The sequence below is a fragment of the Amycolatopsis sp. NPDC101161 genome (genome assembly GCF_044768185.1).
Taxonomy (GTDB): Bacteria; Actinomycetota; Actinomycetes; order Mycobacteriales; family Pseudonocardiaceae; genus Amycolatopsis.
Window position 1 is genome coordinate 1,304,726 of record NZ_JBIWPI010000001.1, and the last position, 25,881, is coordinate 1,330,606.

Consider the following 25,881-nt stretch of genomic DNA (forward strand, 5'->3'; position numbering starts at 1 on the left):
TGTCCTTGGTGGAAAGATTCAGAGCGCGAGGCCGTAGAGCGCCGCCGCGTTGGCGGAAGAGAACTTTCGCCGGTCTTCGTCGGAGTCGAAGTGGCCGAGGAAGGTGCCGATCTCGTCCCGGCTCGGGTGCTGGAAGGGGTAGTCGGTGGAGAAGAGCAACCGGTCGACGGTCGTCACGGAGAGGGCGTGGCGCAGCAGGGCCGGGTTGAGCATGCCGGACGCGGTGATGTGGAAGTTCGTCCGGATGTAGTGCGAGACCGGATGCGGCAGGTCGGCGACGCGCGCGAGGCTGTCTGCCCGGTCGAGCCAGAACAGCAGCATCTCTCCCCAGTGACCCAGCACGACCTGCAGCGCGGGGTGGCGATCGAAAGTGCCGCGCAGGATGAGCCGGAGCGCCGCGGTCGCGGTGTCGACGTGCCAGCCCCACCCGAAGGTGGCCAGCGCGAGATCGGTCAGGTCACCAAGACCCCGGTACGAGGCATCGCGGACGCTCTCCGAGGGGATCTGCGGATGGATGAACACCGGCTGGCCGAGGTCGGCCGCCGCGGCGAAGAAGTCATCGTAGGCCGGGTCGTCGAGAAAGCGCTTGCCGGAGCGGCCGTAGACCATGGTCCCGACGTGACCGAGGCCCTTCGCGCGCACGAGTTCGTCGACGACGTGCTCCGGAGAAGACATGGGAAGGGTCGAGAGCGCCCGGAAGCGCGCCGGGTTCCTGCCGACGGCCGCCGCGGCGAGGTCGTTCGCGGTGCGGCTCAGCCGCACGGCTTCCCCGGGCGGTAGCGACTGGGTTCCCGGCGGGGTCAGGGCGAGGACGGAGACGTCGATGCCTTGGGCGTCCATGGCGGCGATGCGGCCCTCGTCCAGGTCCGTCAGGCGCTGCGCATGGTCGCCCAGTTCGTTGAAGGCCAGGCTCTCGTCCGGGCGCGGCACGTCTTCGAGCGCGGTGGTGAGAGCCGGGCAGATCCAATGCTCCTCGATGGCGACGAGAGTCACGGTCGATCCTTTGCGCAGGTCAGGGCCTTGTCGGCAATGCGGCACGGATGTCTATCAGATGACAGCAAAACTACGGCTCAAGCAGTTATCTGTCAAGTGATAGCATTCATGTGACAGCGATCCAGTGCGACCGGAGGTTCTGACGGGATGGACGACGGGCAAGCGTCGAGGCTGTTCGAGCTCGCCGACCTGGTGCTCGCCGTGGGCCGGCACATCGCGGCGGCCAAGGGAGCCGAGATCGAGTCGGGGACCCCGCTCCAGGGAGCGGTGATGCGCTACATCGACCGCAACCCGGGAACCACGGCCAGTGCGGCCGCCGAGGCCACGCAGCTGATCTCGAGCAACTTCAGCCGGGCGGTGCGCGGGCTCGAGGCGGCGGGTCTCGTGCGGCGGGACGTCGACCGGCACGACGCCCGGCGCGTTCGCCTTTACCCCACCGAGAAAGCGGGGGAGAACCTGCGGCGGCTGCGTGCCTCCTGGAGCCAGCTGCTCGAGGGGACCGTGGCCGACGATGGCGAGGTCGACGCCGCGATCGCGACTCTGCGCAAGATCGAAACCGGCCTGGTCACCCGCATCCACGACGGGGGCTGAGGCTCCGGCATGGCTCGAGGTGTGCCCCTTGCGGACCCGGTCGCGCTCATATACTTTACGACCGTAAAGGTTAACGACCTGCGTCGGCGCCCCGCTGAAGGGAATTCGGAGCATGATCGAGGAACGCGACATCCTGGTCACCATGCGGGACGGCACGCGGCTGGCGGTGGACGTCTACCGTCCGGACGCGCCGGGCGGGCACCCCGTTCTCTACGCGAGTGCGTTGCACAACAAGGACATCCAAGGTCCCGACGTCGCGGATGTGCTTCCGCCTCAGCCGGCGCACGCGCCCCTGTGGTTCGGGCCGATCGAGGCCGGGGACACGCGGCGGTTCGTCGCCAGCGGCTATGTGCACGTCATCGCGCAACCGCGCGGATCGGCGAAGTCCGAGGGGCACTACGGCGACGAGGACACCGACCACTACGACCTGATCGAGTGGATCACGCGGCAGCCGTGGTCCGACGGCAACGTCGGGATGGTCGGCATCTCCGGCTACGCGGGGGAGCAGTGGCGCGCCGCGGCGCAGGGCCATCCCGCGCTCAAGGCCATTTTCCCTTACGACGCCTGCAGTGCGTACGGCGGGATGTTCGGGTTCCGCGACCTGCACCCCGGCGGGGTGCTGCACACGTTCCCGTACCTGCTCGACGTGTTCAGCACCGTGCACGAGCCGCGCGACCGGCCCGGCCCCCTGCCGGACGAAGAGGAGGCGTTGTGGCGGAAGGCCATGGCGAACCCCGACTTCAAGCAGTACGTCAACCTGTACAACATCCTGACCCAGAAGGGCCAGCGCACTTTTGTCATGTACCACGCCCTGACCCATCCGTGGGAGGCGGACGGCGTGGTCGAGCAGGCCGAGGAGATCTTCGAGAAGATCAAAATCCCGTTCTACACCGGCTCAGGGGCCTACGCGTACACGTACAAGCTCCACTGGCTGGGCGCGCAGCACTACTTCCGGAACGTCGACCAGCCGAAGAAACTGATCTTCACCGGGCCGGCGCACGTCGAGCGGCCGTTCCACCAGTACCACGACGAGATCATCCGGTGGTACGACCACTGGCTCAAGGGCGTCGACACCGGCATCATGTCCGAGCCGCCGGTGCGCTACTGGCTCATGGGCCGCAACGAGTGGCGCACCGGCGAGGACTGGCCGCTGCCGCGGACTGAGTGGACGAAGTTCCACCTCGGCGCCTGGGAGTCGCTGAGCGTCGAGCCCCCGCGGCCCGCCGCCGAGACGGGCGAGTCCGCGCGGAAGCCCGACGTCTTCACGCAGATGCCGCTCACCGGGACGAAGACGGTCGAGCGCCTGCGATACCTCAGCGAGCCGCTGCCGCACGACCTGACGGTGGTGGGTCCGATCAGCCTCACCCTCTACGCCGAGATCGACAAGCCCGACACGAACTGGATCGTCGTGCTGAAGGACGTGGGTCCGGACGTGTCCGTGCGGACGGCGCGTGAAGGGGAACGCGACCTGCCCGCGGACCTCCCCGAACGGGAGCTCACCCGCGGCTGGCTCAAGGCGTCGTACCGCGCGCTGGACGAGGAGCGGTCCACGCCCTGGGAGCCTTTCCACGAACTGACCCGCGACTCCATCGCCCCGGTCGAACCGGGAGCGGTCACCGAGTACCGGATCCAGATCCTCGCGACCGCCAACACGTTCCGGACCGGGCACCGGATCTGCCTGGAGATCACCAGCGCGGACGTCCCGACCGGAACCGGCGCCATGAACGGCGTGGAGTACATCCCCTACCACGTCACCAGCAGCGAGACCGTGACCCACCGCGTCTACCACGACGCCGACCGGCCGTCGCACCTCCTGCTCCCCGTCATCCCCGAAGCGGCCTGAGAACCCAGTGGAGGAGCGCAGCATGGGCAGCGTTCGATTCGAGCGGCAGGGCGGCATCGGCCGGATCGTCCTCGCGGATCCGCCCCACAACCGCGTCGGCACCCGCTACGCCGCCGACCTGCGCGACGCGGTGCACGCGGCCGGTGAGAGCGATATCCGCGTGCTCGCCGTGCTCGCGGAAGGACCGAACTTCAGCCTGGGCGGTGACGTCCGCGAGTGGCCGGGCAAGGACGGCAACTGGTTCCGCACGTTCGTCCGCGAGGTCGCCACGTCGTACCGGGCGATCGAGGCCTTGCGCGTGCCGACCGTGGCGGTCGTGCGGGGCCTGGCGTTCGGCGGCGGCTTCGAGCTGGCGCTCGCCTGCGACTTCCTCGTGGCCGCCGACACCGCGGTGTTCCGGTGCGTGGAGGTCACCACGGGCATGCTGCCGGTCGCCGGCGGCGTCCAGCGGCTGGCCGAACGCGTGGGCCGGGCGCGTGCCCACCGCTTCGCCACCCTCGGCGAGCCCATCCCCGGCACCTCGGCGGGGGAGCTCGGGATCGCCACGCACGTGGTGCCCGAGCCGCAGCTCGACGCCGAGGCCGATGCGCTCGTGCGACGCCTCGCCGTCGGACCGACGCGCTCGTACGTCGCCACCCGGACGCTGCTCAAGGTCTGGTCCGGTGGCGGTGTCGCGGCCGCTGACGAAGTGGTTCTCGACGTGGCCATGGAGCTGTACGACGGCGCGGACGTCCAGCGCGGTTTCGTCAACACGGCCCAGGCTTTCGACGCCGGCGTCGAGCCGCCCGAGATCGAGTTCGCCGGCAGGTAGGTGCCGGGACAACAGGAAGGTCGCTCCCGGTGTGTCCACAATGGTCGACGGCGACGAACTCGCGCCCGGGGCCACCGGGCCCGCGGTGTTAGGGTTCGGCATGGCATCGAGAAGCACGTCCGCCGCCGGGAAGCGGCCGGAGCAGGGCGCTTCGACGGAAGCCGGACGGCCGCGCCGGCGCGCGGAGCAACAGCGGTCGCAAGCCACGCGCGAGACCATCCTCTCCGCGGCTTTCGCCGAGTTCGCCGAGAAGGGCTTCGAGACGGCCAGCATCCGCGGCATCGCCGACCGCGCGGGCGTGCAGCACCCGTTGATCACGTACCACTTCCCGAGCAAGGACCTGCTGTGGCGGGCGACGGCCGAGGCGACCTTCGCGCGGATCAGGCAAGAGTGGGACGAACAAGCCGTCCGCGACACGGGCCTGAACCCGCTGGAGCGGCTGCGCGCGGAGTACGGGGTGCTGTTCCGCCACACGGTCCGGTTCCCCGACTTCCACCGCTTCATGCGTCAGGAGGCGTCCACCCACAACCCGCGGCTGCGGTGGGCCGCCGACACGGTGCTCAAGCCCCTGCTCGACCGGCTGCTGCCGCAGATCGCGGCCGCCCAGGACCAGGGCCTGCTGCCCGAGGTCGAGCCGATCCTGTTCCACTACATGATGGTCAGCCTCACGGCGACCCTCTCGGAGTTCGGTCCGGAGATGGAGGTCACGAGCGGCGTTCCGGCCGACCGGGCGGACGTCGCCGACGCGTACTGGGGCCTGGTCGACCGGGTCGTGTTCGCGGCCGCGGACCAGTCCGGCGATTGACCCGGTCTCGTCAGCCGAGCCGGGCCGGCGCGTGACCGAGGCCGTGCTCCGCGCCGTGGGACCCGATTCGGCCCGGACGCGTATGGAACCGAGCCGATCGCGAATGGTCCCGCGGGGCCGGCGGGTGGTTCAGTCGTCAGGTCCGGCGTGCACCACCGAGGGAGGAAACCGATGAGGAGCATGGCGATCGTGCTCGAGGAGCTGCTCAACGAGCGGGACACTCCGGTGGAAGAGGTGATGGCCAGGCACTTCACCCCTGCCTACCGGCAGCGGACCGGTGGCGTCTGGGCCGAGTGGCCGGTGATCGCGCGGAACCTCGCGCACGTCCGCACGATGGTTCGCTCGGTGAAGGTCGACCTGCTGGACGAGGTGGTCCGCGGAGCCGTCTACGCCGACCGCCACGTGCTCACGATCGAGATGCGCGACGGTACCCGGCAGGTGCGGGAGTCCTACGTGTTCGGCAGGTTCGCGCCGGACGGCAGGTTCGAGGCGATCGAGGAGGTCACGCTCGTGGACCCGGCCGATCCTCCCTCAGGGAGCCGTGACGTCGGTTTGTGACCGGGTCAGGCGCCGCGCCGCCTCCACGACGAAGGTTCGCCTGCGGGCTCGCTCGTCCGGGTCGTCGGCCTCGGCGCCGGTCAGCATGGTGGCGAGCTGCGGGACGCTGAACCACCACGCCGCGAGCCCGATGATCATGAACATGAGGTGGCCGGCGTCGATGCCGCCGGCGATGGACCCGTCGGCTTGGGCCCGGCCGGTGGCGGCGACCTTGCGGCTGTAGTGCTCGACGCGCGCGGTGGCGTTGACCGGCGGCGCGCCGCGCAGACCTTCCCACAACAGCAGGCGCGCCAGTTCGGGGTGCTCGCCGTAGTAGTCGAAGGTGCGTCCGGCGACCTCGCCCATGTCGCCGAAATCCACGCCCTCCGGCGTTACGACGCGGGAGAGTTCCTCCAGCGCTTCGGTGAGCACCTCGTCGAAGAGGGCGTCCTTGTCGCCGAAGTAGGCGTAGAGCCGTTCCTTGTTGACGCCGGCGCGGGCGGCGATGCGGGTCACGGTGGTGCCGTCGGACCCGTGCGCGGCGAACTCGACCATCGCGGCTTCCCGCAGCAGGCGGCGCGTGTCGTCGACGGTTCGCTTCATGCCCGGAGGTTAACACCGACGCCAACGTTGCCGTTGGCGATGGCGTGGTGTTACGTTGGAGCCAACACCAACGTTGGCGTTGGCGCGATGCGAGACAGGAGACTGCCGATGAAGCCGAGTGAAGCGACGGCTTACACCGACCGGGACGGCGTCGTGGACGCGGTCACGCGGATCGTCGAGGGAATCGACTTCGGCGACGAGGAGCTGCTGCGGTCCGCCTTCACCGAGGACGCCGTGTTCGACCTCGGCGGCATCGACCACAGCATCCACGTGTTCGAGCCCTACGTCGGCCGCGAGCAGGTCGTCGAAACGCTGATGCGGACCGTGGGAACCGCGATGGACACCTTCCACGCGTTGGCCAACATCCGGGTGTGGGTGGACGGCGACACCGCCGCGCTGACCTGCTACCTGATCGGGCAGCACCACCGCATCGGCGAAGGGCCGTCGGTCGAGTTCCAGGACCACCTCCTGCTGGGCAACCGGTTCGAGACCGAGCTCGTCCGCGATCACGACCACGTCTGGCTGGTCCGCCGCAACCGGGTCAGCTCGCGCTGGTCGGTGGGCAATCCCGCGGCCGCCAGGATCCCCGCCGCGACCGCGATCGGGAATTGAGGACCGCATGCGGGCGATCGGCCTGATCGAGTTCGGCGGCCCCGAGGTGCTGCGGGTGATCGACTTGCCCGACCCGGTCCCGGGCCCCGGTGAGGTGCGCGTCCGCGTGCACGCCGCGGCGGTCAACCCCACCGACACCATGCTGCGCGCCGGTGTCGTGAAAGCCTGGTTCGAGGGCCGCCCCGGCCCCTACGTGCCCGGTATGGACGCCGCCGGCGTGGTCGACGCGATCGGCCCGGACACCGACACGGCACTCCGGGCCGGGGACCGGGTGATCGCGATCGTGCAGGCCTACGGCCCACGCGGTGGTGCCTACGCCGAACTCGTCGTGGCGCCGGCGGAATCGGTGGTCCCGATGCCACCCGGCGTGGACTTCCCCGCCGCGAGCACGCTGCTGATGAACGCCCTGGCCGCCCGGCTAGCGCTGGATGCGGTCGCCGTGCCGGCCGGCGGGACCGTCGCGGTGACCGGAGCGGCCGGCGCCCTCGGCGGGTACGCGGTGCAGCTGGCCAAGACCGAGGGGCTGCGGGTGTTCGCGGACGCCTCGGAGGCCGACGTCGGGCTGGTGCGGGAATTGGGCGCCGACGAGGTCGTGCCCCGGGGCGACGACGTCGCCGCCCGGTTCCGGGCGCTCGCGCCCGACGGCGTGGACGCCGTGATCGACGGCGCGGCGCAGCACGAACTGATCGTCGCGGCGGTCCGCGACGGCGGCGGGCTGGCCGTCGTCCGCGGCTGGGACGGCCCGGTCGGCCGCGATGTCCGGCTGCACAAGGTCTTCGTCACCGATGCGGCGACCGATCACGCCCGCTTGCTGCGGCTGCGCGATCAGGCGACGGCGGGGGAGCTGACGCTGCGGGTGGCCGACGTGCTGCCGGCCGACCGGGCCGCGGACGCCCATCGCCGGCTGGCCGAGGGCGGCGTCCGCGGCCGTCTCGTCCTGGACATCACCGCCTTCTGAGACCTGCTTGCCGTGCGGAACGGATCGTCAGCGCAGGTCGAGCACGACCTTGCCGGTGATGCCGCTCTCGACCGCTTCGTGCGCGGCCGCGACGTCGTCGAGGGCGAAGGAGTGCACGGGCAGGGGCGAGAGCAGCTTCTGTTCCAGCGCCGCGGTGATCTCGGTGGCCGCGCGCAGGAGTGGCTCCCGCGGTGCGGTGAGGAGCAACGCGAACCTCAGCACGAGGTTCGGCCACATCAGCCGGAACACCGGCAGGGCCGGGTCCACCGGCTGCGCCGAGTAGGTCACGATCGTCGCCCCCGGGGCGGCGACGGCCAGGTCCAGTTCGAGGTTGTCGGTCAGCGCGACCTCGATGATCCGGTCGGCGGGGCCGGCTCCGTCGAGGATCTGCCGGACGGCGTCGGCGTCGCGGTAGTTCACGACGAGGTCCGCGCCCGCGGCGCGGGCGAGCGCCGCCTTCTCCGGTCCGCTGACGGTGGTCACGATCCGCGCGCCGGCGAGCTTGCCGAGTTCGATCGCGTAGTGGCCGACGGCGCCGGCTCCGGCCGCGACGAGCACGGTGCGGTCTTTCGGTGAGCCGTCGGCGTGCAGGCACCAGTGCGCGGTCATCGCCGGAATGCCCAGACTGGCGCCGAGTTCGTCCGACGTCCCCTCCGGCAACCGGACCGCCTGGTCGGACGGCACCACGGTCCACTCGGCGGCGGTGCCCCACGGCGTGCCGGACCCGGCCAACCAGAGCCACACGCGTTCGCCGATCCGGCTCGGGTCGACGCCCGCGCCGACCGCGTCGACCACGCCGGTGCCGTCCTGGTGCGGGATGCGGCCGCGGTGCTCGCCGACGGCGCCGAAGTCCTCCGGTGACGAGTTCGTCCGCATCCACATGTCGCCGGGGTTGATCGCCGAGAGCGTGACGCGGACACGCACCTCGCCGGGGCCGGGTTCCGGCCGTGCGACGTCCAGCACGCGCAGCACGGTCTTCGCGGGGCCGTTGGTGGTGAAGAAAGCTGCCTTCATTGCTTCGTGGTCTCCAATGTGGACTAGAGAGTGGCGCCGATGCCGCGCATGACCGACTCGAGGTCGCGCTCGCCTTCCGGTGTCTGCACGCCGCGTTCCAGGGCGCGCGTCATGAGCTGTGCGGGCAGCGGCCCGCTCACCAGCTCGGCCCACGCGTCGTGCTCCGCCTTCAGGCCGTCCGCCAGGTCCGTCGGCGGGACCAGCCGCTTCGCCGCGGCGATGAGCTCCGGCGAGAGCGCGGCGATCTTCTTCGCCACCTGGTCGACGACGTCGTCGAGCTCGGCCGCGGGCACCGCGCGGTTGACCCAGCCGTAGGCGGCGGCCGTGTCGGCGTCCACGAGGTCGCCGGTGAGCAGCAGTTCGAGAGCGCGGTTGCGGCCGACCCGCTCGCGCAGGTACTGCGTTCCCCCGCCACCCGGAACGATGCCCATCAGCACCTCGGTCTGGCCCAGGCCCGCGGTCTCCCTCGCGGCGAAGGTCAGATCGGCCGCCGCGACGAACTCGGCGCCGCCGGCGCGCGCTTTGCCGGCGAGCTTGACGATCGTGACCTGTGGCTGGTGCCGGAGCAGTTCACCGACACCCTGGAACAGGTTGGCGTCCGGGTTCCGGTCCGCGATCTCCTGCAGCCGATCCATCTCGTCGAGGATGTGGATGTCGACGTGGGCGAGGAAGAACTCCGGGTTGGCGCTGGAGAACACGACGACGCGGACCCGCCGGTCGTCGCGCAGCGTGCCGAGCACCTCGTGCAGTTCGCGGATCAACGTCGCGCCGAGGACGTTGACGGGAGGGTTGTCCAGCACGATCCAGGCGACGCCCGCGTCGATGGTGACGTCGAGCGTCGAGTACGTGTCCAGGTCCACGGGGGTCCCCAAGGTTGTCGATGAGCCAGTAGGTTTGCGATGCATACCCACACTGGTGCAGGCGCCGAGAATGATCAATAACGCACTTTTGGAGAACCAAGGATCCCCATGGACACCACCTCGCTCCCCGGCGCTCCGCGGTTCAGCGCCGACTGCCCGAGCCGCCCGATCCTCGACCAGATCTCGGACAAGTGGTCGATGATGACGATGGAGGTGCTGGAACAGCCGACGCGGTTCAACGAGATCAAGCGGCAGCTGGACGGCGTCACGCAGCGGGTGCTCACCCAGACGCTGCGCCGCCTCGAACGCAACGGCCTGATCCGGCGCCGGGTGCTCGAGACGTCGCCGGTCGGCGTGGAGTACTCCCTCACGCCCCTGGGCGAGTCCTTCCGCGGGCCGTTCATCTGCCTGCTCAGGTGGACGATCGAGCACAGCGGCGAGGTCGTGGCCGCGCAGAACGAGTACGACGAGCGCTCCTCGGCCCGCTGACGAAAAACAGGTTTCCCGCGGGTGTCGAGAACGGACGGTCGGCTCCGACTGAGGGGCATCGGCGGCCGAAAGGGGCCGCCCGGCACGACTGGAGCACGAACGATGACCAAGGTGACCGCGCAGATGTCGGTGTCCCTCGACGGCTTCTACACCGGACCGCGGGACACGCACGCCCCCGCCGACATGAGCGGCTGGATGCGGGGCCCCGAAGCACCCGGGTTCTTCCGGGTCACCCGCTGGGCCGTCGACGCCATGGCCTGGCGCGAGCGGCAGGGCTTCGCGGGCGGTGAGCAGTCGGTCGACTCCGAGATCGTCGCGGAGATGTTCGCGGCGGCCGGGGCCTACGTCATGGGCCGGCGCATGTTCGACGCCGGCGAGGTCCCCTGGGGTGACGAGCCGCCGTTCCGGGCCCCGGTGTTCGTCGTCACCCACCGCCCGCGGGAGGTGCTCGAACGCGCGGGCGGCACCTCCTTCACCTTCGTCACCGAGGGCGTCGAACGGGCCGTCGAGCTGGCCCGGGACGCCGCCGGCGGCAAGGATGTGGCGGTGGCCGGTGGTGGAGAGCTGCTGCGCCAGGTGCTGGCCGCCGGGCTGCTCGACCAGCTCGAGCTGCACATCAGCCCGGTGCTGCTGGGTGACGGCCAGCGCCTGTTCGACTCGAGCCTCGGGCTCGGCGCGGACGACGGCATCGAGCTGGTCCCGGCCCGGGTCGTCGAGACGCCCGGGGTCACCCACATCCGCTATACCGTCAGCGGGCGGTCGAAGCTGGTGCTGGACGACCGCGGCGCCAGCGGCGACCTGGTCGCGTCGGCCGGGCAGTGAGAGAGGAACGACCCGTGAAGTACATGCTGCTGATCTACGGCAACGAAGAAGCCTTCACCTCGGTGGGCGCGGAGACCCTCGCCGAAATCATCCGCGAGACCGACGCCCTCAACCAGGAGCTGTACGAGTCCGGCGAGCTGATCGGCGCCTACGGCGTCGCCGACGAGGTCAACACCAAGATGGTCCGGGTCACCGGCGGGACCCCGGTGATCACCGACGGCCCCTACGCCGAGGCCAAGGAGTTCCTGGGCAGCTTCTCGATCGTCGACTGCGACAGCCTGGAGCGGGCCCTGGAGATCGCGGCCCGGGCGCCGTCGGCGCGGTACTGGGGTGTCGAGGTCCGGCCGCTGATGGACGAGGCCGACGTCGCGCCGTGACCGATTGGCAGGCCGTCCGGCGGCTGGTCCCGGAGGTCCTCGGCGTGCTGGTGCGCCGTTACGGGCTCTTCGACGCCTGCGAGGACGCCGTCCAGGAGGCCCTGGCGGAGGCCGCGGCCCAGTGGCCGGTGCGCGGCCGGCCGGAGAACCCCCGCGCGTGGCTGGTGACGGTGGCCTCGCGCCGCCTGGCCGACCAGGTCCGCAGTGACGTCGCCCGCCGCCGGCGGGAGGAGGCCGATGCCCTCCGCACGCCCCCTCCCGCCGGTGGCGACGCCGAAGCCGGCGACGACACCCTCACGCTGCTGTTCCTGTGCTGCCACCCGGCGCTGACGCCGTCGTCGCAGGTCGCGCTGACCCTGCGGGCCGTCGGCGGGCTGTCGACCGTCGAGATCGCCCGGGCCTTCCTGGTGCCCGAGGCGACCATGGCGCAGCGCATCAGCCGGGCCAAGCACCGCATCAAAGCGGCGGGAGCCCGGTTCGAGCTGCCGCCGCCGGCCGAGCAGGCGGCTCGGCTCGGCGTCGTGCTCCAGGTGATCTACCTGGTCTTCAACGAGGGCTACACGGCGACGGCGGGGGCGCGGCTGGTGCGGGCCGAGCTGACGGCCGAGGCCATCCGGCTCGCCCGCGAGCTGCACCGGCTGGTCCCCGGCGACGGCGAGGTGGCCGGGCTCCTGGCCCTGCTGCTGCTCACCGAGGCCCGCCGCGCGGCCCGCACGGCCCCGGACGGGGCGCTGGTGCCGCTGAGCGAGCAGGACCGGACGCTGTGGGACACCGAGGCGATCGCCGAGGGCGTGGCCCTGGTGACCGACACGCTGCCGAGGGGCCCGGTCGGCCCGTACCAGCTCCAGGCGGCCATCGCCGCCGTCCACGACGAGGCACCCACCGCCGACGTCACCGACTGGCCCCAGATCCTGGCCCTGTACACGGTCCTCGAGCGCGTGGCACCCAACCCGACGGTGACGCTCAACCGGGCGGTCGCGGTGGCCGAGGTGCACGGACCCGCGGCCGGGCTGGCCCTGCTGGAGGCCCTTTCGGCCGACGAGCGCATCTCGGCGTCCCACCACCTGGTGTCCGTGCGCGCCCACCTGCTGGAGCTGGCCGGTGACCACGCCGCGGCTCGCGTCGGCTACCGCGAGGCAGCCCGGCGCACGACCAGCGAGCCGGAGAAACGCCACCTCCTGACCCGCGCCGCGCGGCTGGGGGACGGCTGACTGTCACAAACCGCGGGGGCGTCCTGTCTTGGCTGGCGACACCGACCTGACGAACCGGAGTACCGCATGGACAGCCGTGGCGCCCACGCCATCGACACGCTCGAGGATCTCCGCCGCCACCTGCAGTGGGCGATCGAACTCGAGCACGCGACGATTCCTCCCTACCTGTGCGCGCTCTACTCGCTGGACGCGGCCCGCAACCCCGAAGCCACCCAGGTCGTGGGCACGGTCCTCGCCGAGGAGATGATCCACCTGGCGCTGGCCGCGAACCTGCTCAACGCCGTCGGCGGCTCGCCGAAGCTCGACACACCGGAGCTGCTGCCGCCGTACCCGCATCCGCTGCCCCACGGCGATCGGTCCGTGCACGTCCACCTGGCGCCGTTCGGCCCGGAAGCGCTGGAGCTGTTCCTGCGCATCGAGCAGCCCGCGTCGGCGGACGCGCCGCCGCAGACCGACGAGTACCGGACGATCGGGCAGTTCTACGCCGCCATCGAGGCGGGGTTGCGCGCCTTGTGCGACAAGCTGGGGGAGGAGCAGGTGTTCAGCGGCGACCCGGCCCGGCAGATCGGGGAGCTCCACCTCCGCGGCGGGGGCGGTGAGGTGATTCCGGTGCACGACCTGAAGTCGGCGTCGGCGGCGCTGGCGGAAATCGTCGAGCAGGGCGAAGGGGCGGCGCGCACCGATGTGTGGGACGGCGATCGCGACGTCTTCCACCCCGAGCGGGAGGAGGTCGCGCATTTCTTCCGGTTCCAGGAGCTGAAGGCGGGCCGCCGCTACCGGACCGGCGACACCCCGCGGTCCGGCCCGACCGGTGAGGAGATCGCGGTCGACTTCGACGGCGTGCTGCCGATGCGGCACAACCCGCGGACGGCCGACTACCCGGAGGGCAGCCCGATCCGGGTCGCGCAGGAGGAGTTCAACCAGACCTACAGTCTGCTGCTCTACCAGCTGGAGGAGGCGTTCACCGGCAGTCCGGGCGGGATGATGGGCGCCGTGGGCACGATGTTCGCTTTGCGCAAGCAGGCGCTGGCGCTGATGGCGATGCCGACCGGTGACGGGAAGACGACCGCGGGCCCGACGTTCGAGTACGTGCCGCCCGAGCGGCGGAACTGAAGCACGGGCCGTGGTGCGGAAAGGGACACCGCGGCGGTTGGTGGTCCGATGTGGACACTCAGGGCGTGGCGAGGTGCCCCCGGCGCCTCTAAGCTGACGCGGTGGACGAGCCGACCCCGCCGCGCATCCTGGTGATCGAGGACGCGGAAGCGATCCGCGTGTCGGTCGAGGCCGCGTTGGCCGGGGCGGGGTTCTCGGTGCGGTCGCGGCCCGACGGGGCCGATCTGGAGGCGGAGCTGACCCGCGCCCGCCCGGACCTGGTCGTGCTGGACGTGATGCTGCCCGGCCGGGACGGCTTCGAGCTGCTGCGGGTGATCCGGCGGGCCTCCGCCGCCGGGGTGGTGATGCTGACCGCCCGCGACGAGGTCGAAGATCGCCTGCGCGGGCTCGGCGAAGGCGCCGACGACTACGTCGTGAAGCCGTTCGTGCTCGCCGAACTGGTCGCGCGGGTGACCGCGGTGCTGCGCCGGACCGGGCGCACCCGCCCGGCCGTCGAGATCGGCGACCTCGTCATCGACGTCGAAGGCGGGCGGGCCCGCTACGGCGGCGCCGACGTCGAGCTGACCTCCACCGAGTGGAAGGTGCTGCTGTACTTCGCCCGGCACCGCGACCGCGTGGTCTCCAAGACGCAGGTCCTCACCGCGGTGTGGGGCTACGGCGACTACGCGCCGAACCTCGTCGAAGTCAACGTCAGCACGCTGCGCCGCAAGCTCGAAGCGCACGGCCCGCGGGTGCTGCACACCGTGCGCGGCCAGGGGTACGTCCTGCGCGGTGCGGCGTGACGGGCCTGCGGACGACGTCGCTGCGCCGGCGGGTCACCGTCACCGTGCTGGTGGTGCTGGCGGTGGTGCTGGTCGCCGTCGGCCTGGTCGTGGACACGGTGTTCCGCGCGCAGGCCGAGCGCGACGTCAACGCCGTGCTCACCGCGCGCGTCCAGCTGGCGCAGCAGCTGGCCAAGCAGAACGTTTCTCCGCAGAACCTGTTGCGGCGCGTCGAGACGCGCGGGGTGCAGGGGTCGCTGACCCTGCCCGACGGCTCGTTCCTCGGCGCGGCCGGGCCGCCGCCGGACACCCGGATCCGCCAAGTGCGCGCGACGCTGTCCGGGCCGGCCCGGATCGACGGCGCGAAGCTGACGCTCACCGCCGACGAGTCCCTGATCTCGGCGGCCGAGCAGAGCCTGCGGTGGGTGCTGCTGGCCACCGGCGTCGCGGCGCTGGTCGTCGCCGCCGTCGCGTTGCTGCTGGCCGTCCGGTTCGCGCTCGCGCCGCTGGACGCCATGACGCGGCTGGCCCGCTCGATCGTCTCCGGCGGCCGGGGCGGCCGGCTCGCCCCGGAACGGACCGGCACCGAACTCGGGCGCGCGGCGGCCGCGTTCGACTCCGCGCTGGACGCCCTCGAGGGCGCGGAGCAGGCGGCGCGCACGTCGGAGGAGCGCACGCGGCAGTTCGTCGCGGACGCGGCCCACGAGCTGCGCACCCCGCTGGCCGGCGTGCAGGCGGCGGCGGAAGCGTTGCTGCAGCAGCCGGCGGACACCCCGCACGAGCAGCGGGAGCGGCTGCAGCTGCTGGTGGTCCGCGAGTCCCAGCGGGCCGGCCGGCTCGTGGCCGACCTGCTGGACCTGGCGCGCCTCGACGCGGGCGCCGAGCTCGAGCGGACACCGGTCGCGCTGCGGGAGCTGGCGGCCGCGCAGGCCGAGCAGGTCCGGCTGACCGCCCCGGAGGTGACGGTCGAGATCACCGGCCCGGACACGGTGGTGCTCGGCGACCGGGCGCGGTTGACGCAGATCCTGGCCAACTTGGCGGGCAACGCGGTCCGCGCGATGGCCGGCAGCGGAACGCTCACCTTGGAGGTCACCGGCGACGGGATGACGGTGACGGACACGGGCCCGGGCGTGCCTGGGCCGGAGCGCGAGCGCATCTTCGACCGCTTGGTCCGGCTGGATGCGGCTCGTGGCGAGGGCGGCTCGGGGTTGGGCTTGCCGATCGCGCGTGGCTTCGCCCGAGCTCATGGGGGCGACCTGTGGTGCGAGGCCGCGCCGGGCGGGGGAGCGCGGTTCCGGTTGACCGGGTTGCCGCCGGCCTCCTAGGAGCGTGGTGGTCGGCGGGGCGTGCTGCACTGATACGGACGAGGCAGCGCTGCGGCGACGTTCTGCTGACAGTCCACCAGGTTTGCCCGGCAATGGACGATCACCTCGCTTTCCTCGAGGGTTCCGGGCGAGCCTCGAGAAGAGCGGCCATCACGATCCGAAGGGGGTCCCTCTCGAGCCGGTCGAAGTCCTGTTCCGGGACCGGGAGATGGACCTGATCATCGCCGCGTTGGTGGCGAAAACGTTGGTCGATCTCAAGAGGTACCGGCCGATCAGGTACTTCAGGACCATCCGGTCGGCACGCCAGCTCCTAGAGGAGCGCGCCACGTCGCGGAAGCAGCGGAACCGAGAGTGGATCGGACAGCTCCTAGGCGAACAAGCCGTCCATTCGTCCACTGTGGCCGGTGAGGACCTTGCCCGCGTCGATCCCGAGCACGTCCTCCAGCACCGTCGCATACACGTCTCGGAAGTCCGTGGTCAGCTTCAAATCTCCGTTGTCCAGGTCGGTCAAGCTCGGCTCCGCTCCGTGGAAGCCGCCCTTGACCCGGGGGCCCAGCACGAACATCGGGCCCGCCGTTCCGTGGTCGGTGCCCTGGCTCGCGTTCGCCGTCACGCGCCTGCCGAACTCCGAATACACCAGCACCGTGGCCTGCTTGCCGCGGTCGGACTTCGCCAGGCGCTGGGCGAACGGGGTCAGCGCGCCGTCCAGTTCGGTCAGCAGCCGCTGCTGGGTGCCGCGCTCGTCGGCGTGCGTGTCGAACCCGCCCAATGACACCGAGTACGCGCGCGTCGGCACGCCCGCCTCGATCAGCCCCGCGACGACGTCCAGCTGGGCCGCCAGCTCGCCCTTCGCCTTCTTCCCGTTCTCGCCCGGCTTCCCCAGGGTCTGCACCGCCCGGTGCAGGTCGGTCACCGACCGCGCCGCGCGCGCCTGCCAGAAACCTTCGCCCGGCTGGGGCGCCCCGAGGTCCTGGAACGCCTTGCCCAGCGCGCCTTCCGGAAGCTTCAGCCCGCCCACCGGCAGCGACGCCGCCGCGGTCCGCTCCCCGGCCAGCAGCGGCGGCAGCACCGGGTCGACCGACACCGCGCGCAGCGGGTCGTCGCCGGTGGCGTCCAGCCAGCGGCCGAGCCAGCCGGTCGGCACCGACGTCTCCGGCGACGCCGTCTGCCAGATCGCCATCGACCGGAAGTGGCTGTGGTCGGGCTTCGGGTAGCCGACACCCCGCAGCACGGCGAGCCGACCGCTGTCCCACAGGCCCTTGAACCCCTTCATTCCCGGGTTCAGCCCGAGCCCCTCGCCGAGGTCGAGCACCTCTTCCGGCCGGTAGGCCAGCTCGGAGCGCGCGTTCTGGTAGGCCGGGTCGCCCGCGGGCACGACGGTGTTGAGGCCGTCGTTGCCGCCGTAGAGGGTGACGACCACCAGCACCCCCGCGTCCGGGTCGAGCGGGTTCTCCTGCGCGGCCGACATCAGCCGGCCCCAGTCGACCTGCGTGGCGCCGGCGGCCAGCGCCGCCGCGGCCGTCACGCCGGTCGCGGTGAGGAACCTGCGACGGTTCACCTGCTGCACGATCGTCACCCGCTCACTACGTATTCGGGGGCACAAGCGGCCACTGTGGACAGTTGGCGGACGTTGCCGCCGACGCCGGCCAGCGCGGCGCGGGTCCGGTCCGACCACGCGTCGACGCCGAGCAGGTCGCCGATCGCCGCGGCTTTGTCCCGCGCCTTCGCCACCGCGCCGAGGTCGGCGTGCTCGGCGACGAGCTGCGCCGCGTGCAGGCGGGCCACGCCCGCCGACGTCGTCAGCCAGGCCCCGCCGGCCGCCCAGCCCCCGACGCTGGGCGGCTGGAACGGCACCTGGCCCATCCCGCGCAACGCCGCCAGCAGCTGCGTCCGCGTCTTCTCGTCGAGCTTCCCCGGCCGGACGCCGAGCGCGCGCAGCAAGCCGGCCAGCCACTCGACCGGCTGCTTGACCAGCGACGTCGCGCTGTCGTGGAACGCCGGTTCGTCGGTGATCGTGCGGAGCAACGCGCCGATGTCGCGGCGGCTCCCGTACGCGGCGACGAGGCGGTTGAGCGTGTCGGCGGGCGGCGGCGTCGCGGACACCAGCCGGAACCAGACGCGCCCGGCGACGAACGGCGCCGACTCCGGCCGGCTCAGGACGAGGTCCACGAAGGACTGCGCGTCGAAGTCGCCGCTGGCGCCGAGGATCCGCTTCACGCCGTCGTCGTGCCGCTTGGCGACCAGCCGGGACGCCGGGTCGTCGCGCTGGGCGGTCCAGCCGGTCAGCGCGCGGGCGGCTTCGCGGACGTCGTCCTCGGTGTAGTGGCCGACGCCGAGGGTGAACAGCTCCATGAACTCGCGGGAGAGGTTCTCGTTGGGTTTGCCCGCCTTGTTGCTGTTGCCGTCGAGCCACAGCAGCATCGCCGGGTCGACGGCCATCGCGCGGGCCAGGTCGGTGAAGCTGCCGAGCGCGTGCTCGCGCTGGGTCCGGATCTGCGCGAGCATCAGCCGCGGGCTGCGCACCTTCTGCTCGCCGGTGGCGAAGTGGCCGTGCCAGAACCAGGTCAGCCGCTCGACGGACGCGAGGTCGGCGGCCACCATCCGGTCCAGCCACCAGCCCACGGCCTGGGTGGATTGGGCCTGGGTCTGCTTGCGGGCCTCCTGTTTGGCGGCCTGGTCGGCGTTCTTGCCGGGTTTGTCCGCCGGCGGGCCGGGATCGGGCATCGGCGTCGCGGCCGCGCCGGCGTCCGGCCCGCCGCCCAGCAGCCGGTCGCGGGTCTCGGCGAACCCGCGGTCGAGGTCGCCGGGCCGCGGCCCGAAGCCGAGGCGGTCGTGCAGCCGCCGGACGGCCGCTCGTTCGGAAAGCACCACCATGCCTTCGATGGTGGAAGCCGCGACGGGCCGCGGCGACCACCCGGCGGGTTCTTTAAGCCGATCCACAGCTACGGCGGTCCCGGCGGGTTCCGCCCCGGTCAGGTGTCCGAAAGCCGGTACTCCGCGTTCACCAGCTCGAGCAGCTCCGCCACGGAGGTGTTCGCGGCCGGCTGGTCGAACGTGATCCGGCCGTGCTGCAGCAGGTTCACCCGGTCGCACACGTCCATCACCTGCCCGTAGTTGTGGGCGATGAGGATGATCGCGATGTCGCCGCGCTGCTTCAGCTCTCGCAGCAGGCGCAGGATCACCGCGCTCTCCTTGGCGCCCATCGCGGCGAGCGGTTCGTCGAGGAGCAGCAGCTTCGCCTTCGAATAGACCGAGCGGGCCACCGCGATCGCCTGGCGCTGGCCGCCGGAAAGCATGCCCACCTCGGCCGTCACCGACGGGACCGTGATCCCGATCGAGTCCAGTGCCTCCCGGGCGCGGCGCTTCATCTCGCGGCGCCGCAGGAACGGGATCGGCCGGTGGGTCAGCTCCCGGTTCAGGTGCAGGTTCAGGTACACGGGCAGGTCGTCGACCATCGCCAGGTCCTGGAAGACCGTCTCGATGCCCAGCGCTCGCGCGTGCACCACGGACTTCAGGATCGCCGGCTCGCCCTCGAACAGGATGCGGCCGGCGTCGGGCTGGTGGTAGCCGGTGAGGATCTTGATCAGGGTCGACTTGCCGGCACCGTTGTCCCCGATGAGCCCGAGGATCTCGCCGCGCCCCACGTGCAGGTTGACGTCGGTGAGCGCGCTCACCGGGCCGAAGCTCTTGCCGACGCCTTCGACGCGGATGACGTCGTCGCCGGGTTCGGTGGTCATGCCGGCTCCCGGGATCCGGCGCGTTTGCGCACGACGATCAGCGTCACGTTCAGCACCATCGCGAGCAGGATGGCGGCGCCGAGCACGACGTTGAACGCGTTGGCGCTGACCCCGGTCAGGTTGAAGCCGTCGAACACGATGCCGAGCAGCAGCGCGCCGAGGAATGCGCCGGCCACCGTACCGGACCCGCCCAGCAGCGCCGTGCCGCCGATCACGGCCGAGGCGACGGCGAAGAACATCGTGGTGAACCCGCCGTTGGTCGGGTCGTAGGAGCCGACCCGGGTGCCCTGCAGGATGCCGGCGAGCCCGGCCAGGGTGCTCGTGATCGCGAAGTTGACCACCTTCACCCGGTTGACCGCGATGCCGGACTCCGCCGCGCCGACCGGGTTCCCGCCGGTGGCCTGGGTGTGGATGCCGAACCGGGACGCGGAAAGCACCACCTGCATGACGACGACGACCCCGATCGCCCACAGGAACTCGCTCCAGCGCGCCCCGCCGAAGACCTCGAGCACCGCGCTGTCCTTCGGCGCCGCGACGGGCCGGGCGTTGGAGATGATCAGGACCAGGCCCTGCAACAGGAACGCCATGCCCAGGGTGGTGATGAACGACGGGATCGTCAGCACCGTCCGGATGAGCCCGTTCACCACGCCGATCAGCGTGCTCACCGCGATCGCGCCGAGCAGGGCGAGCCACAGCGGCCAGCCGTTGACGAACAGCTGCATCAGCATGAAGGGGGACAGGGTGAACACGAACCCCGCGGACAGGTCGATCTCGCCGCAGATCAGCAGCATCACCTGCCCGGCGGCTATGATCGACCACGGCGCGACGTACTGGGCGATCGTGCGGTAGTTGTCGAAGGAGTTGAACGCGTCGCTGGTCGCCGTGAAGTAGATCCCGGCGGCGATCGTGACCAGCAGGATGCTCAGCTCCTTGACCCGCATCACCCCGAGCAGCAGCCCTCTCACCGTTGCCCCCGCTACCGGCTCAGCACCGACGCCGGCGGCAACGGGATCGACGCGGGCATCGCGAGGACGTCCTTCTTGTCGCCGCCTTCGAACCGGCTGTGGGCGGTCGCGTACGGGCCGACGTTCTCCTTGGTGACGAAGGTGAGGCCGGTGTCGGTGGCGGGCGGTGCCACCAGCGTCCCGGACAGCCGGAACAGGTACAGGTAGAGCACCGACAGGAAGCCCTGCAGGTAGGGGGACTGGTCGATGGTGAAGTCGAGCGCGCCGCTCTGCACCCCGGCGACCGTGTCGTCGAGCAGGTCGAACCCGCCGCCGCCGATCTTGCCGGACAGCTTGCGGTCGGCGATGAGTTTCGCGCACGCGGCGGTGCTGCCGGCGTCGACCGCGTAGATCCCCTTGACGCCGGGGTTGCCGGTGTAGGCGGCGGTCATCGCGTTGAGCTCGCCCGCCTGCTCGGCCCCGGTGTTGACCGACTGGACGCGCACGCCGGGCGCGGCCTGCTTGAGCGCGTCGGTGATGCCGTCCAGCCGCGGCTGGACGTTGTTGCCGCCCGGCTGCGCGATGCCGACGAGGATGTCGCCGGAGGTGATCTTCTGCGCGATCCGCTGTCCCATCCGGAAACCGGACAGGTAGAGGTCCTGGCCGACGTAGGTGAGCGGGTAGTTGCCGGCCGCGCTCGCGTTGTAGGCGAGCACGGGGATGCCCTGGCCCAGCGCGCGTTTGGTCAGGTCGACGAACGCGTTGTTGTCGGTCAGCGCGACGGCGATCCCGTCGGCCTTGCCGGTGATCGCGGTTTCCATGGCGCTCGCCATCTGGGCGACGTTGCCGTTTTCCGAGCCGGTCCACTGCGGCTCGGGCACGCCGAGCAACGCCGCGGCGTCGGCGAGCCCGGACCGGGTCGGCACGAAGAAGGAGTTCGTGGTGACGTGGTTGACGAACACGAACCGCCAGCCGGGCGTACCCGGGAACGGGCCGGAGCTCGCGTTGTTCGGTCCATTTTGGACGCTGGTGCACGCGGACAGCAAGGCGGTCGCGGCCACCGCACCACCGCCCAGTCCCAGTCGCTTCAGCGCCGTTCTGCGAGAAGTGGTCCCTGCTGCTGGAAACATTCGAGCGACCCCGCATTCATCTCAGCGGTGTACGTGGGTCATCGGCCGGTCGAGTCTATGCGTTCGACGGAAGTGCGCGTTCCGGCATTCGGCGCAAATGCCGGAGGTCTTGACCGAATCCTCATAACGGCGTCGAGGAATTCTTCGTCGAATTCATCGAAGGAATCGGTTTCGGGGTGCGCGCCGGTGAACCCCAGCCTTGGGGCGGCTGGGGTTCACCGAGCCGGTCAGCGCTGCAGCGTCAGGACGCCCGGCCGCCAGGGGAGCTGGTCGTAGGCTCCGCCGGCGTTGGGGTCTTTGCCTTGGTAGAGGAGTTGGAGGTTGCAGGGGTCGACGGTCATGGTCTGGTCCGGGTTGGAGCGGACGAGGTCGCCGTGGCTGATGTCGTTGGTCCAGTTGGCACCGCTGTTGGCCTTGCCTGCGAAGGGATTGCTCTCACTACTGGCCTGCGGGGTCCAGGAACCGCTGAGGCTGTTGGCTGTGAAGGAGCGGAAGTAGCGGCCGTTCGCCCCGATGGCTTCGACGATCATCAGGTATTGGTTCTGGCCTTGGACTTTGTAGACCTGGACGGCTTCGAACAGGTTGTTGGTGGAGTCGCTCATGACGGTGGTGTAGTTCGACCCGAAGCTGCCGGGGAAGTTCCCGATGGGCATGCTCGCGCGATAGATCTTGCCGTTGTCCCCGGCGAAGAACAGGTACATGTTCGAGCCGTCCGCGATCAGTGTTTGGTCGATCGGGCCGGTACCGGAACCGGAGATGCTCCCGGTGAACAGCGGCTGCGGCGACGACCAGCCGTTGGGGTTGGTCGGATCGCTGGATGTCCGGTAGATGAACGGCCACGCGCCCCATTGGTACGCGAGGACCCAGATGTTCTTCGGCGCGAAGTAGAACAGTGTCGGTGCGACGGCGGATTGGCTCATCCCTGTCTGGCCCGCCGAGGCCATGTCGGACCAGTTGGTGAAGGGGCTGAAGGCCATGGACCCGTAGGTGGATCCGGAGACGTTGGAGGCGTAGACGAGGTGCTTGCCGTTGTAGACGACGTTGGTGAAGTCCTTCAGCGACACCCACCCGTTCTTCGGAGTCGCGAGCACGCCCGTCGACGACCAGCGGTACGTCGACGGCAGTGCGCAGCTGCTGCCACCGCCGGTCGTGGTGGTCGTCGTCGTGGGTGTGGTCGACAGACCCGTCCACTTCTGGTTGCTGGCACCGGTGCAGGTCCAGAGCTGCACGGCGGTGCCGTTGGCGGTGCCGGCGCCGGTGACGTCGAGGCAGAGTCCTGACTGCACGCCGACGATCGTGCCGTCGGAGTTCAGCCGCCACTGCTGGTTGGCGCCGCCGTGGCAGGTCCAGATCTGGACGCGGGTGCCGGCGGTCGTCGCGCTGCCCGGCACGTCCAGGCACTTGCTGCCGAAGACCGTCAGCTGACCGCTCGCCGTCGCCGTCCACTGCTGGCCGGAACCGCCCCAGCAGTCGTAGATCTGCAGGTACGTCCCGTCGGTCTGGGTCGCGTTCGGGACGTCCAGGCAGCGGCCCGACCCGACCCCGTGCAAGGAGCCGGCGACGTCGGCCGCGGCCGGGCCGGCGCCCAGCGTCACCGCCGACGCCACGGCCGCCGCGAACGTCGCCGCGGCGGCGAGCGCCGCGATCCTGCGGCTCTTACCTGCTCTGTTCATGATGACCCCTCCGGTATTGTTAGCGCTAACATTCTGCGACGGTCGAGAGGGCTCGTTCGCCGGTGTGACTCGGCGAACGAGCCCCTTCGCGGGTCAGGAAGCGCTGCAGCTGACGCTGGGCCAGTTCCAGTTCCCGTTGTGCTGGATGGTGACGCCCCAGTTGTTGCCGTTCCCGTTGGGGGTCGCGATGAGGACCTGGCTGCTGGGCCACGTCGCGTTGATGTTCCAGGTGGCACTGATCCGGGCCGGGCTCGGCACGGTCATGGTGACCGTCCACGAACTGGCGCCGCTGACCGAGACGTTGAGGTTGTACCGGTCGCTCCAGGACTGCCCGGCCGACAGCGACGCGGTGCAGCTGCCGCCGCCCGGCGTCGTGGTCGGAGCCGTCGGTGTCGTCGGTGTCGTCGTCGGGTTCGTGGGTGTGGTGGGTGTCGTGGTCGTCCCGCTGCCGGAGTTGAGGACGTTCAGCACCGAGTTGTACGCGGCCTTCTTGTTCCCGTTGCCGTCGAACAGAAGGGGACTCTCACTGGAGCGCCACGAGTCGCTGTCCCGCACACCCCACACGGTGATGCCGACGCAGCGCGCGACGTTCACGCACGCCTGGGTCAGCGCCGCGTACTGCGACGTGGACGCGTTCGTGACGTCGACCTCGGTGAGCGCCACGTCGACGCCGAGCGCCGCGAAGCTGGAGATCGTCGTCTGGAGGCTGCTCGGGACCGAGCTGCCGCCGGTGAAGTGGGCTTGCAGGCCGACGCAGTCGATCGGCACGCCGCGGGACTTGAAGTCCCGCACCATGTTGTACACGCCCTGGGTCTTGGCGTAGTTCCAGTTGTCGATGTTGTAGTCGTTGTAGCAGAGCTTGGTCGACGGGTCGGCGGCGCGCGCGGTCTTGAACGCGACCTCGATCCAGTCGTTGCCGGTGCTCTGCAGGTTCGACGAGCGGCGGCTGCCGTCTTCGTTGAACGCTTCGTTGACCACGTCCCAGTAGGCGAGCTTGCCTTGGTAGTGGGCCATCACCTTCTGGATGTGGTTGATCATCGCGCTGCGGAGCGCGCTGCCGCCCATGCTCTGCATCCAGCCCGGCTGCTGGGCGTGCCAGGCCAGCGTGTGCCCGCGGACCTTGGCGCCGTGGCCGACCGCCCAGTTGTAGACCTGGTCGCCGGCGGAGAAGTTGAACTGGTTCTGGTTGGGCTCGGTCGCGTCGGGCTTCATCTCGTTCTCGGGCGTCACCATGTTGAACTCGCGCGCCGCGATCGTGGTGTAGGCCGAGTCCCCGAGCCTGCTCGCGGCGATCGCGGTCCCGAAGTACCGGCCGGACTGCGCGGCCGCGGCACCCAACGTGCCGGCGGCGGCATCGGCGCCGGGCGCGGTGACCAGGACGGCGGCGGTCGCGGCGACGGTGGCCACTCCGGCCAGTGCCCTGGTGGCGGGTGATCGCCACCATCTGCTGCGCGGGCTCGGCGAACTTCCTGGCATGGGTGGTCTCCTTAACGGCACGCATCGACGTTGTTGCTTACCGTCAGCAGAAGAACACGGGTCCGAGCCGGTCCGCAAAGAGTTTCGATCGACTTTCGAGCCCAGGTGACCGTGCGGGCGACGCGGGAAGTGCCGCCCTTACCGGCGCCGCGCGTCGTCCAGGCGACGGGCCTCGGCCGCCTGCTCGAACGGCGTGTCGCCCGCCGGGTGGCGATCGCCCAGCCCGGCGAACAACGCGGCCACCTTGACCGAGTCGTGGTGGGACGCGAGCTCGGCCAGCGCGGGGTCCGTCGCGGCCAGCACCTGGCGGAACCGGATCTCCGCGAGCGGGCCGAGCCGGTCGTAGATCTGGAGGAACACCTTCTGGGCCCGGTCGCGCGCCCAGTCGGCGGGCAGCAGGTCGGCGGGCAGGTCGGGGTCGCTCTCCGGGAACCGGCGCCAGTCCACGCGCAGCTCGGTGCGGGTGCGGAACGCCTGCGCCGGGCTGATCAGGCCGGCGTCCAGGCCGGTGAGGACCCGCTCGTACCGCTCGACGAACTGCTCGTACTCGCGGGCCAGCGGGCCGAGGTCGAACGCCGTGACCGCGGCGGCCGACCCGGGGGCCTCGGTGGCGCGGAAGACCGTGGCGCTGCGGAGGCCGAGCTCGTCCAGGGCCGCCAGCGCCGGGCCGGTCAGATCGTGCGGGCTGACCCACACGCCGTCGTACAGCGCGGCGAAGCGCAGGACCCGCAGCCGCGACCGCAGCGCCGTGCGCAGCCCGCGGTCCTGCTCCGGCACGGAGAAGGTGACCACGGTCCACCGCCCGTCCCACTCGGGCGCGGTCGTGCCGAAGGTCAGCATCCGGTGCGTGCGCTCGATGATCACCTCGGACGTGCGCGCGGGGATGCCGTACGCCGTCGTCCGCCCGCTGCGCGACACGGTGAGCAGACCGCGGGCGGCGAGGCGGCGGATCGCCGCCCGCGCGCTCGCCGGGCTGATGTCGAACTCGCCGAGCAGCTCCACCAGGGCGGCCGAGGGGATGTGCTCGTCGCGCCAGTACCAGAAGTCGCCGAGCAGGGACGTCAGCAGCAGCTGCGGTTCGGCTCCCTGCTGTGCGCGGGGCAGCGGGCCCGAGGGCGCCGCTGTCATCGCGTGCCCACTGCGGGTGTCCATGGCCTCCATGGTGTCAGTGCGGTCCGGCCGGGCGCATCGAGGGG

General features: G+C 71.0%; 26 protein-coding genes. 14 read left to right on the top strand and 12 right to left on the bottom strand.

Features of this window, described 5'->3' with window-relative positions:
• Nucleotides 1-18 precede the first annotated feature (18 nt).
• Nucleotides 19-993, bottom strand: coding sequence for an amidohydrolase family protein (locus ACIRSS_RS06465; protein ID WP_400891303.1), 975 nt, complete (start codon nucleotides 991-993; stop codon nucleotides 19-21).
• A 147-nt stretch (nucleotides 994-1,140) separates the two neighbouring features.
• On the opposite strand from ACIRSS_RS06465, the gene ACIRSS_RS06470 reads away from it, so the two are divergent.
• The 5 genes from ACIRSS_RS06470 (at nucleotide 1,141) to ACIRSS_RS06490 (ending at nucleotide 5,601) form a co-directional block, all read left to right on the top strand.
• Nucleotides 1,141-1,584 carry a MarR family winged helix-turn-helix transcriptional regulator gene (locus ACIRSS_RS06470; RefSeq protein ID WP_400891305.1) on the top strand — a complete coding sequence of 148 codons (444 nt, stop codon included), beginning with the start codon at nucleotides 1,141-1,143 and terminating at the stop codon, nucleotides 1,582-1,584.
• A gap of 112 nt (nucleotides 1,585-1,696) precedes the next feature.
• The gene (locus ACIRSS_RS06475; RefSeq protein ID WP_400891308.1) at nucleotides 1,697-3,427 is read left to right on the top strand and encodes a CocE/NonD family hydrolase; all 1,731 of its coding nucleotides are present in this window, start codon (nucleotides 1,697-1,699) and stop codon (nucleotides 3,425-3,427) included.
• Between the two features lie 22 nt (nucleotides 3,428-3,449).
• Nucleotides 3,450-4,238, top strand: a complete 789-nt coding sequence (locus ACIRSS_RS06480; RefSeq protein WP_400891310.1) for an enoyl-CoA hydratase/isomerase family protein — start codon at nucleotides 3,450-3,452, stop codon at nucleotides 4,236-4,238.
• Between the two features lie 100 nt (nucleotides 4,239-4,338).
• Nucleotides 4,339-5,043 carry a TetR/AcrR family transcriptional regulator gene (locus ACIRSS_RS06485; RefSeq protein WP_400891312.1) on the top strand — a complete coding sequence of 235 codons (705 nt, stop codon included), beginning with the start codon at nucleotides 4,339-4,341 and terminating at the stop codon, nucleotides 5,041-5,043.
• A 171-nt stretch (nucleotides 5,044-5,214) separates the two neighbouring features.
• Complete coding sequence (locus ACIRSS_RS06490) at nucleotides 5,215-5,601, top strand: hypothetical protein (protein ID WP_400891315.1); 387 nt, start codon at nucleotides 5,215-5,217, stop codon at nucleotides 5,599-5,601.
• Here the strand turns inward: ACIRSS_RS06490 and ACIRSS_RS06495 are convergent.
• Entirely contained in the window at nucleotides 5,575-6,183 is a 609-nt protein-coding gene (locus tag ACIRSS_RS06495; RefSeq protein WP_400891317.1) for a TetR family transcriptional regulator, read from the bottom strand. The genes ACIRSS_RS06490 and ACIRSS_RS06495 overlap by 27 nt on opposite strands.
• Nucleotides 6,184-6,291: 108 nt before the next feature.
• Here ACIRSS_RS06495 and ACIRSS_RS06500 point away from each other — a divergent pair, with 108 nt between their 5' ends.
• Nucleotides 6,292-6,795, top strand: a complete 504-nt coding sequence (locus ACIRSS_RS06500; RefSeq protein WP_400891319.1) for a nuclear transport factor 2 family protein — start codon at nucleotides 6,292-6,294, stop codon at nucleotides 6,793-6,795.
• A 7-nt stretch (nucleotides 6,796-6,802) separates the two neighbouring features.
• On the top strand, nucleotides 6,803-7,753 hold the full coding sequence (locus ACIRSS_RS06505; protein WP_400891321.1) for an NADP-dependent oxidoreductase: 951 nt from the start codon (nucleotides 6,803-6,805) through the stop codon (nucleotides 7,751-7,753).
• Nucleotides 7,754-7,780: 27 nt separating this feature from the next.
• On the opposite strand, the gene ACIRSS_RS06510 is transcribed toward ACIRSS_RS06505, so the two are convergent.
• Both ACIRSS_RS06510 and ACIRSS_RS06515 read right to left on the bottom strand, forming a co-directional pair.
• A complete protein-coding gene (locus ACIRSS_RS06510) occupies nucleotides 7,781-8,767 on the bottom strand; it encodes an NADPH:quinone reductase (RefSeq protein ID WP_400891323.1) in 987 nt (328 codons plus the stop codon).
• A gap of 23 nt (nucleotides 8,768-8,790) precedes the next feature.
• Nucleotides 8,791-9,627, bottom strand: coding sequence for an enoyl-CoA hydratase/isomerase family protein (locus tag ACIRSS_RS06515; protein WP_400891325.1), 837 nt, complete (start codon nucleotides 9,625-9,627; stop codon nucleotides 8,791-8,793).
• Nucleotides 9,628-9,735: 108 nt separating this feature from the next.
• On the opposite strand from ACIRSS_RS06515, the gene ACIRSS_RS06520 reads away from it, so the two are divergent.
• The 7 genes from ACIRSS_RS06520 (at nucleotide 9,736) to ACIRSS_RS06550 (ending at nucleotide 15,725) form a co-directional block, all read left to right on the top strand.
• A complete protein-coding gene (locus ACIRSS_RS06520) occupies nucleotides 9,736-10,116 on the top strand; it encodes a winged helix-turn-helix transcriptional regulator (RefSeq protein WP_400891327.1) in 381 nt (126 codons plus the stop codon).
• Nucleotides 10,117-10,218: 102 nt separating this feature from the next.
• Nucleotides 10,219-10,938 carry a dihydrofolate reductase family protein gene (locus ACIRSS_RS06525; protein ID WP_400891329.1) on the top strand — a complete coding sequence of 240 codons (720 nt, stop codon included), beginning with the start codon at nucleotides 10,219-10,221 and terminating at the stop codon, nucleotides 10,936-10,938.
• Nucleotides 10,939-10,961: 23 nt separating this feature from the next.
• The gene (locus tag ACIRSS_RS06530) at nucleotides 10,962-11,315 is read left to right on the top strand and encodes a YciI family protein (protein WP_400893395.1); all 354 of its coding nucleotides are present in this window, start codon (nucleotides 10,962-10,964) and stop codon (nucleotides 11,313-11,315) included.
• Nucleotides 11,312-12,526, top strand: a complete 1,215-nt coding sequence (locus ACIRSS_RS06535) for an RNA polymerase sigma factor (protein WP_400891332.1) — start codon at nucleotides 11,312-11,314, stop codon at nucleotides 12,524-12,526. The genes ACIRSS_RS06530 and ACIRSS_RS06535 overlap by 4 nt, the downstream gene beginning before the upstream one ends.
• A 66-nt stretch (nucleotides 12,527-12,592) precedes the next feature.
• A complete protein-coding gene (locus ACIRSS_RS06540; RefSeq protein WP_400891334.1) occupies nucleotides 12,593-13,639 on the top strand; it encodes a ferritin-like protein in 1,047 nt (348 codons plus the stop codon).
• Between the two features lie 101 nt (nucleotides 13,640-13,740).
• Complete coding sequence (locus ACIRSS_RS06545) at nucleotides 13,741-14,421, top strand: response regulator transcription factor (RefSeq protein WP_400891337.1); 681 nt, start codon at nucleotides 13,741-13,743, stop codon at nucleotides 14,419-14,421.
• Nucleotides 14,418-15,725: an ATP-binding protein gene (locus tag ACIRSS_RS06550; protein ID WP_400891339.1), complete on the top strand. Its 1,308-nt coding sequence runs from the start codon at nucleotides 14,418-14,420 to the stop codon at nucleotides 15,723-15,725. Before ACIRSS_RS06545 ends, ACIRSS_RS06550 begins: the two co-directional genes overlap by 4 nt.
• Nucleotides 15,726-16,092: 367 nt before the next feature.
• Here ACIRSS_RS06550 and ACIRSS_RS06555 read toward each other — a convergent pair whose 3' ends face one another.
• The 8 genes from ACIRSS_RS06555 to ACIRSS_RS06590 form a co-directional block, all read right to left on the bottom strand.
• Nucleotides 16,093-17,301 (bottom strand): DUF1501 domain-containing protein, encoded by a 1,209-nt coding sequence (locus ACIRSS_RS06555; protein WP_400891341.1) that lies wholly within the window; start codon nucleotides 17,299-17,301, stop codon nucleotides 16,093-16,095.
• Nucleotides 17,298-18,599: a DUF1800 family protein gene (locus ACIRSS_RS06560; protein ID WP_400891343.1), complete on the bottom strand. Its 1,302-nt coding sequence runs from the start codon at nucleotides 18,597-18,599 to the stop codon at nucleotides 17,298-17,300. The genes ACIRSS_RS06555 and ACIRSS_RS06560 overlap by 4 nt, the downstream gene beginning before the upstream one ends.
• Before the next feature lie 98 nt (nucleotides 18,600-18,697).
• On the bottom strand, nucleotides 18,698-19,462 hold the full coding sequence (locus ACIRSS_RS06565) for an ATP-binding cassette domain-containing protein (protein WP_400891346.1): 765 nt from the start codon (nucleotides 19,460-19,462) through the stop codon (nucleotides 18,698-18,700).
• Nucleotides 19,459-20,427, bottom strand: coding sequence for an ABC transporter permease (locus tag ACIRSS_RS06570; protein WP_400891348.1), 969 nt, complete (start codon nucleotides 20,425-20,427; stop codon nucleotides 19,459-19,461). The genes ACIRSS_RS06565 and ACIRSS_RS06570 overlap by 4 nt, the downstream gene beginning before the upstream one ends.
• Before the next feature lie 11 nt (nucleotides 20,428-20,438).
• On the bottom strand, nucleotides 20,439-21,467 hold the full coding sequence (locus tag ACIRSS_RS06575; protein WP_400891350.1) for a sugar ABC transporter substrate-binding protein: 1,029 nt from the start codon (nucleotides 21,465-21,467) through the stop codon (nucleotides 20,439-20,441).
• 296 nt (nucleotides 21,468-21,763) lie between these two features.
• On the bottom strand, nucleotides 21,764-23,209 hold the full coding sequence (locus ACIRSS_RS06580; protein ID WP_400891352.1) for a non-reducing end alpha-L-arabinofuranosidase family hydrolase: 1,446 nt from the start codon (nucleotides 23,207-23,209) through the stop codon (nucleotides 21,764-21,766).
• Nucleotides 23,210-23,302: 93 nt separating this feature from the next.
• The gene (locus tag ACIRSS_RS06585) at nucleotides 23,303-24,685 is read right to left on the bottom strand and encodes an endo-1,4-beta-xylanase (RefSeq protein ID WP_400891354.1); all 1,383 of its coding nucleotides are present in this window, start codon (nucleotides 24,683-24,685) and stop codon (nucleotides 23,303-23,305) included.
• Nucleotides 24,686-24,823: 138 nt separating this feature from the next.
• A complete protein-coding gene (locus ACIRSS_RS06590; protein ID WP_400891357.1) occupies nucleotides 24,824-25,837 on the bottom strand; it encodes a PaaX family transcriptional regulator C-terminal domain-containing protein in 1,014 nt (337 codons plus the stop codon).
• Nucleotides 25,838-25,881: the final 44 nt, after the last annotated feature.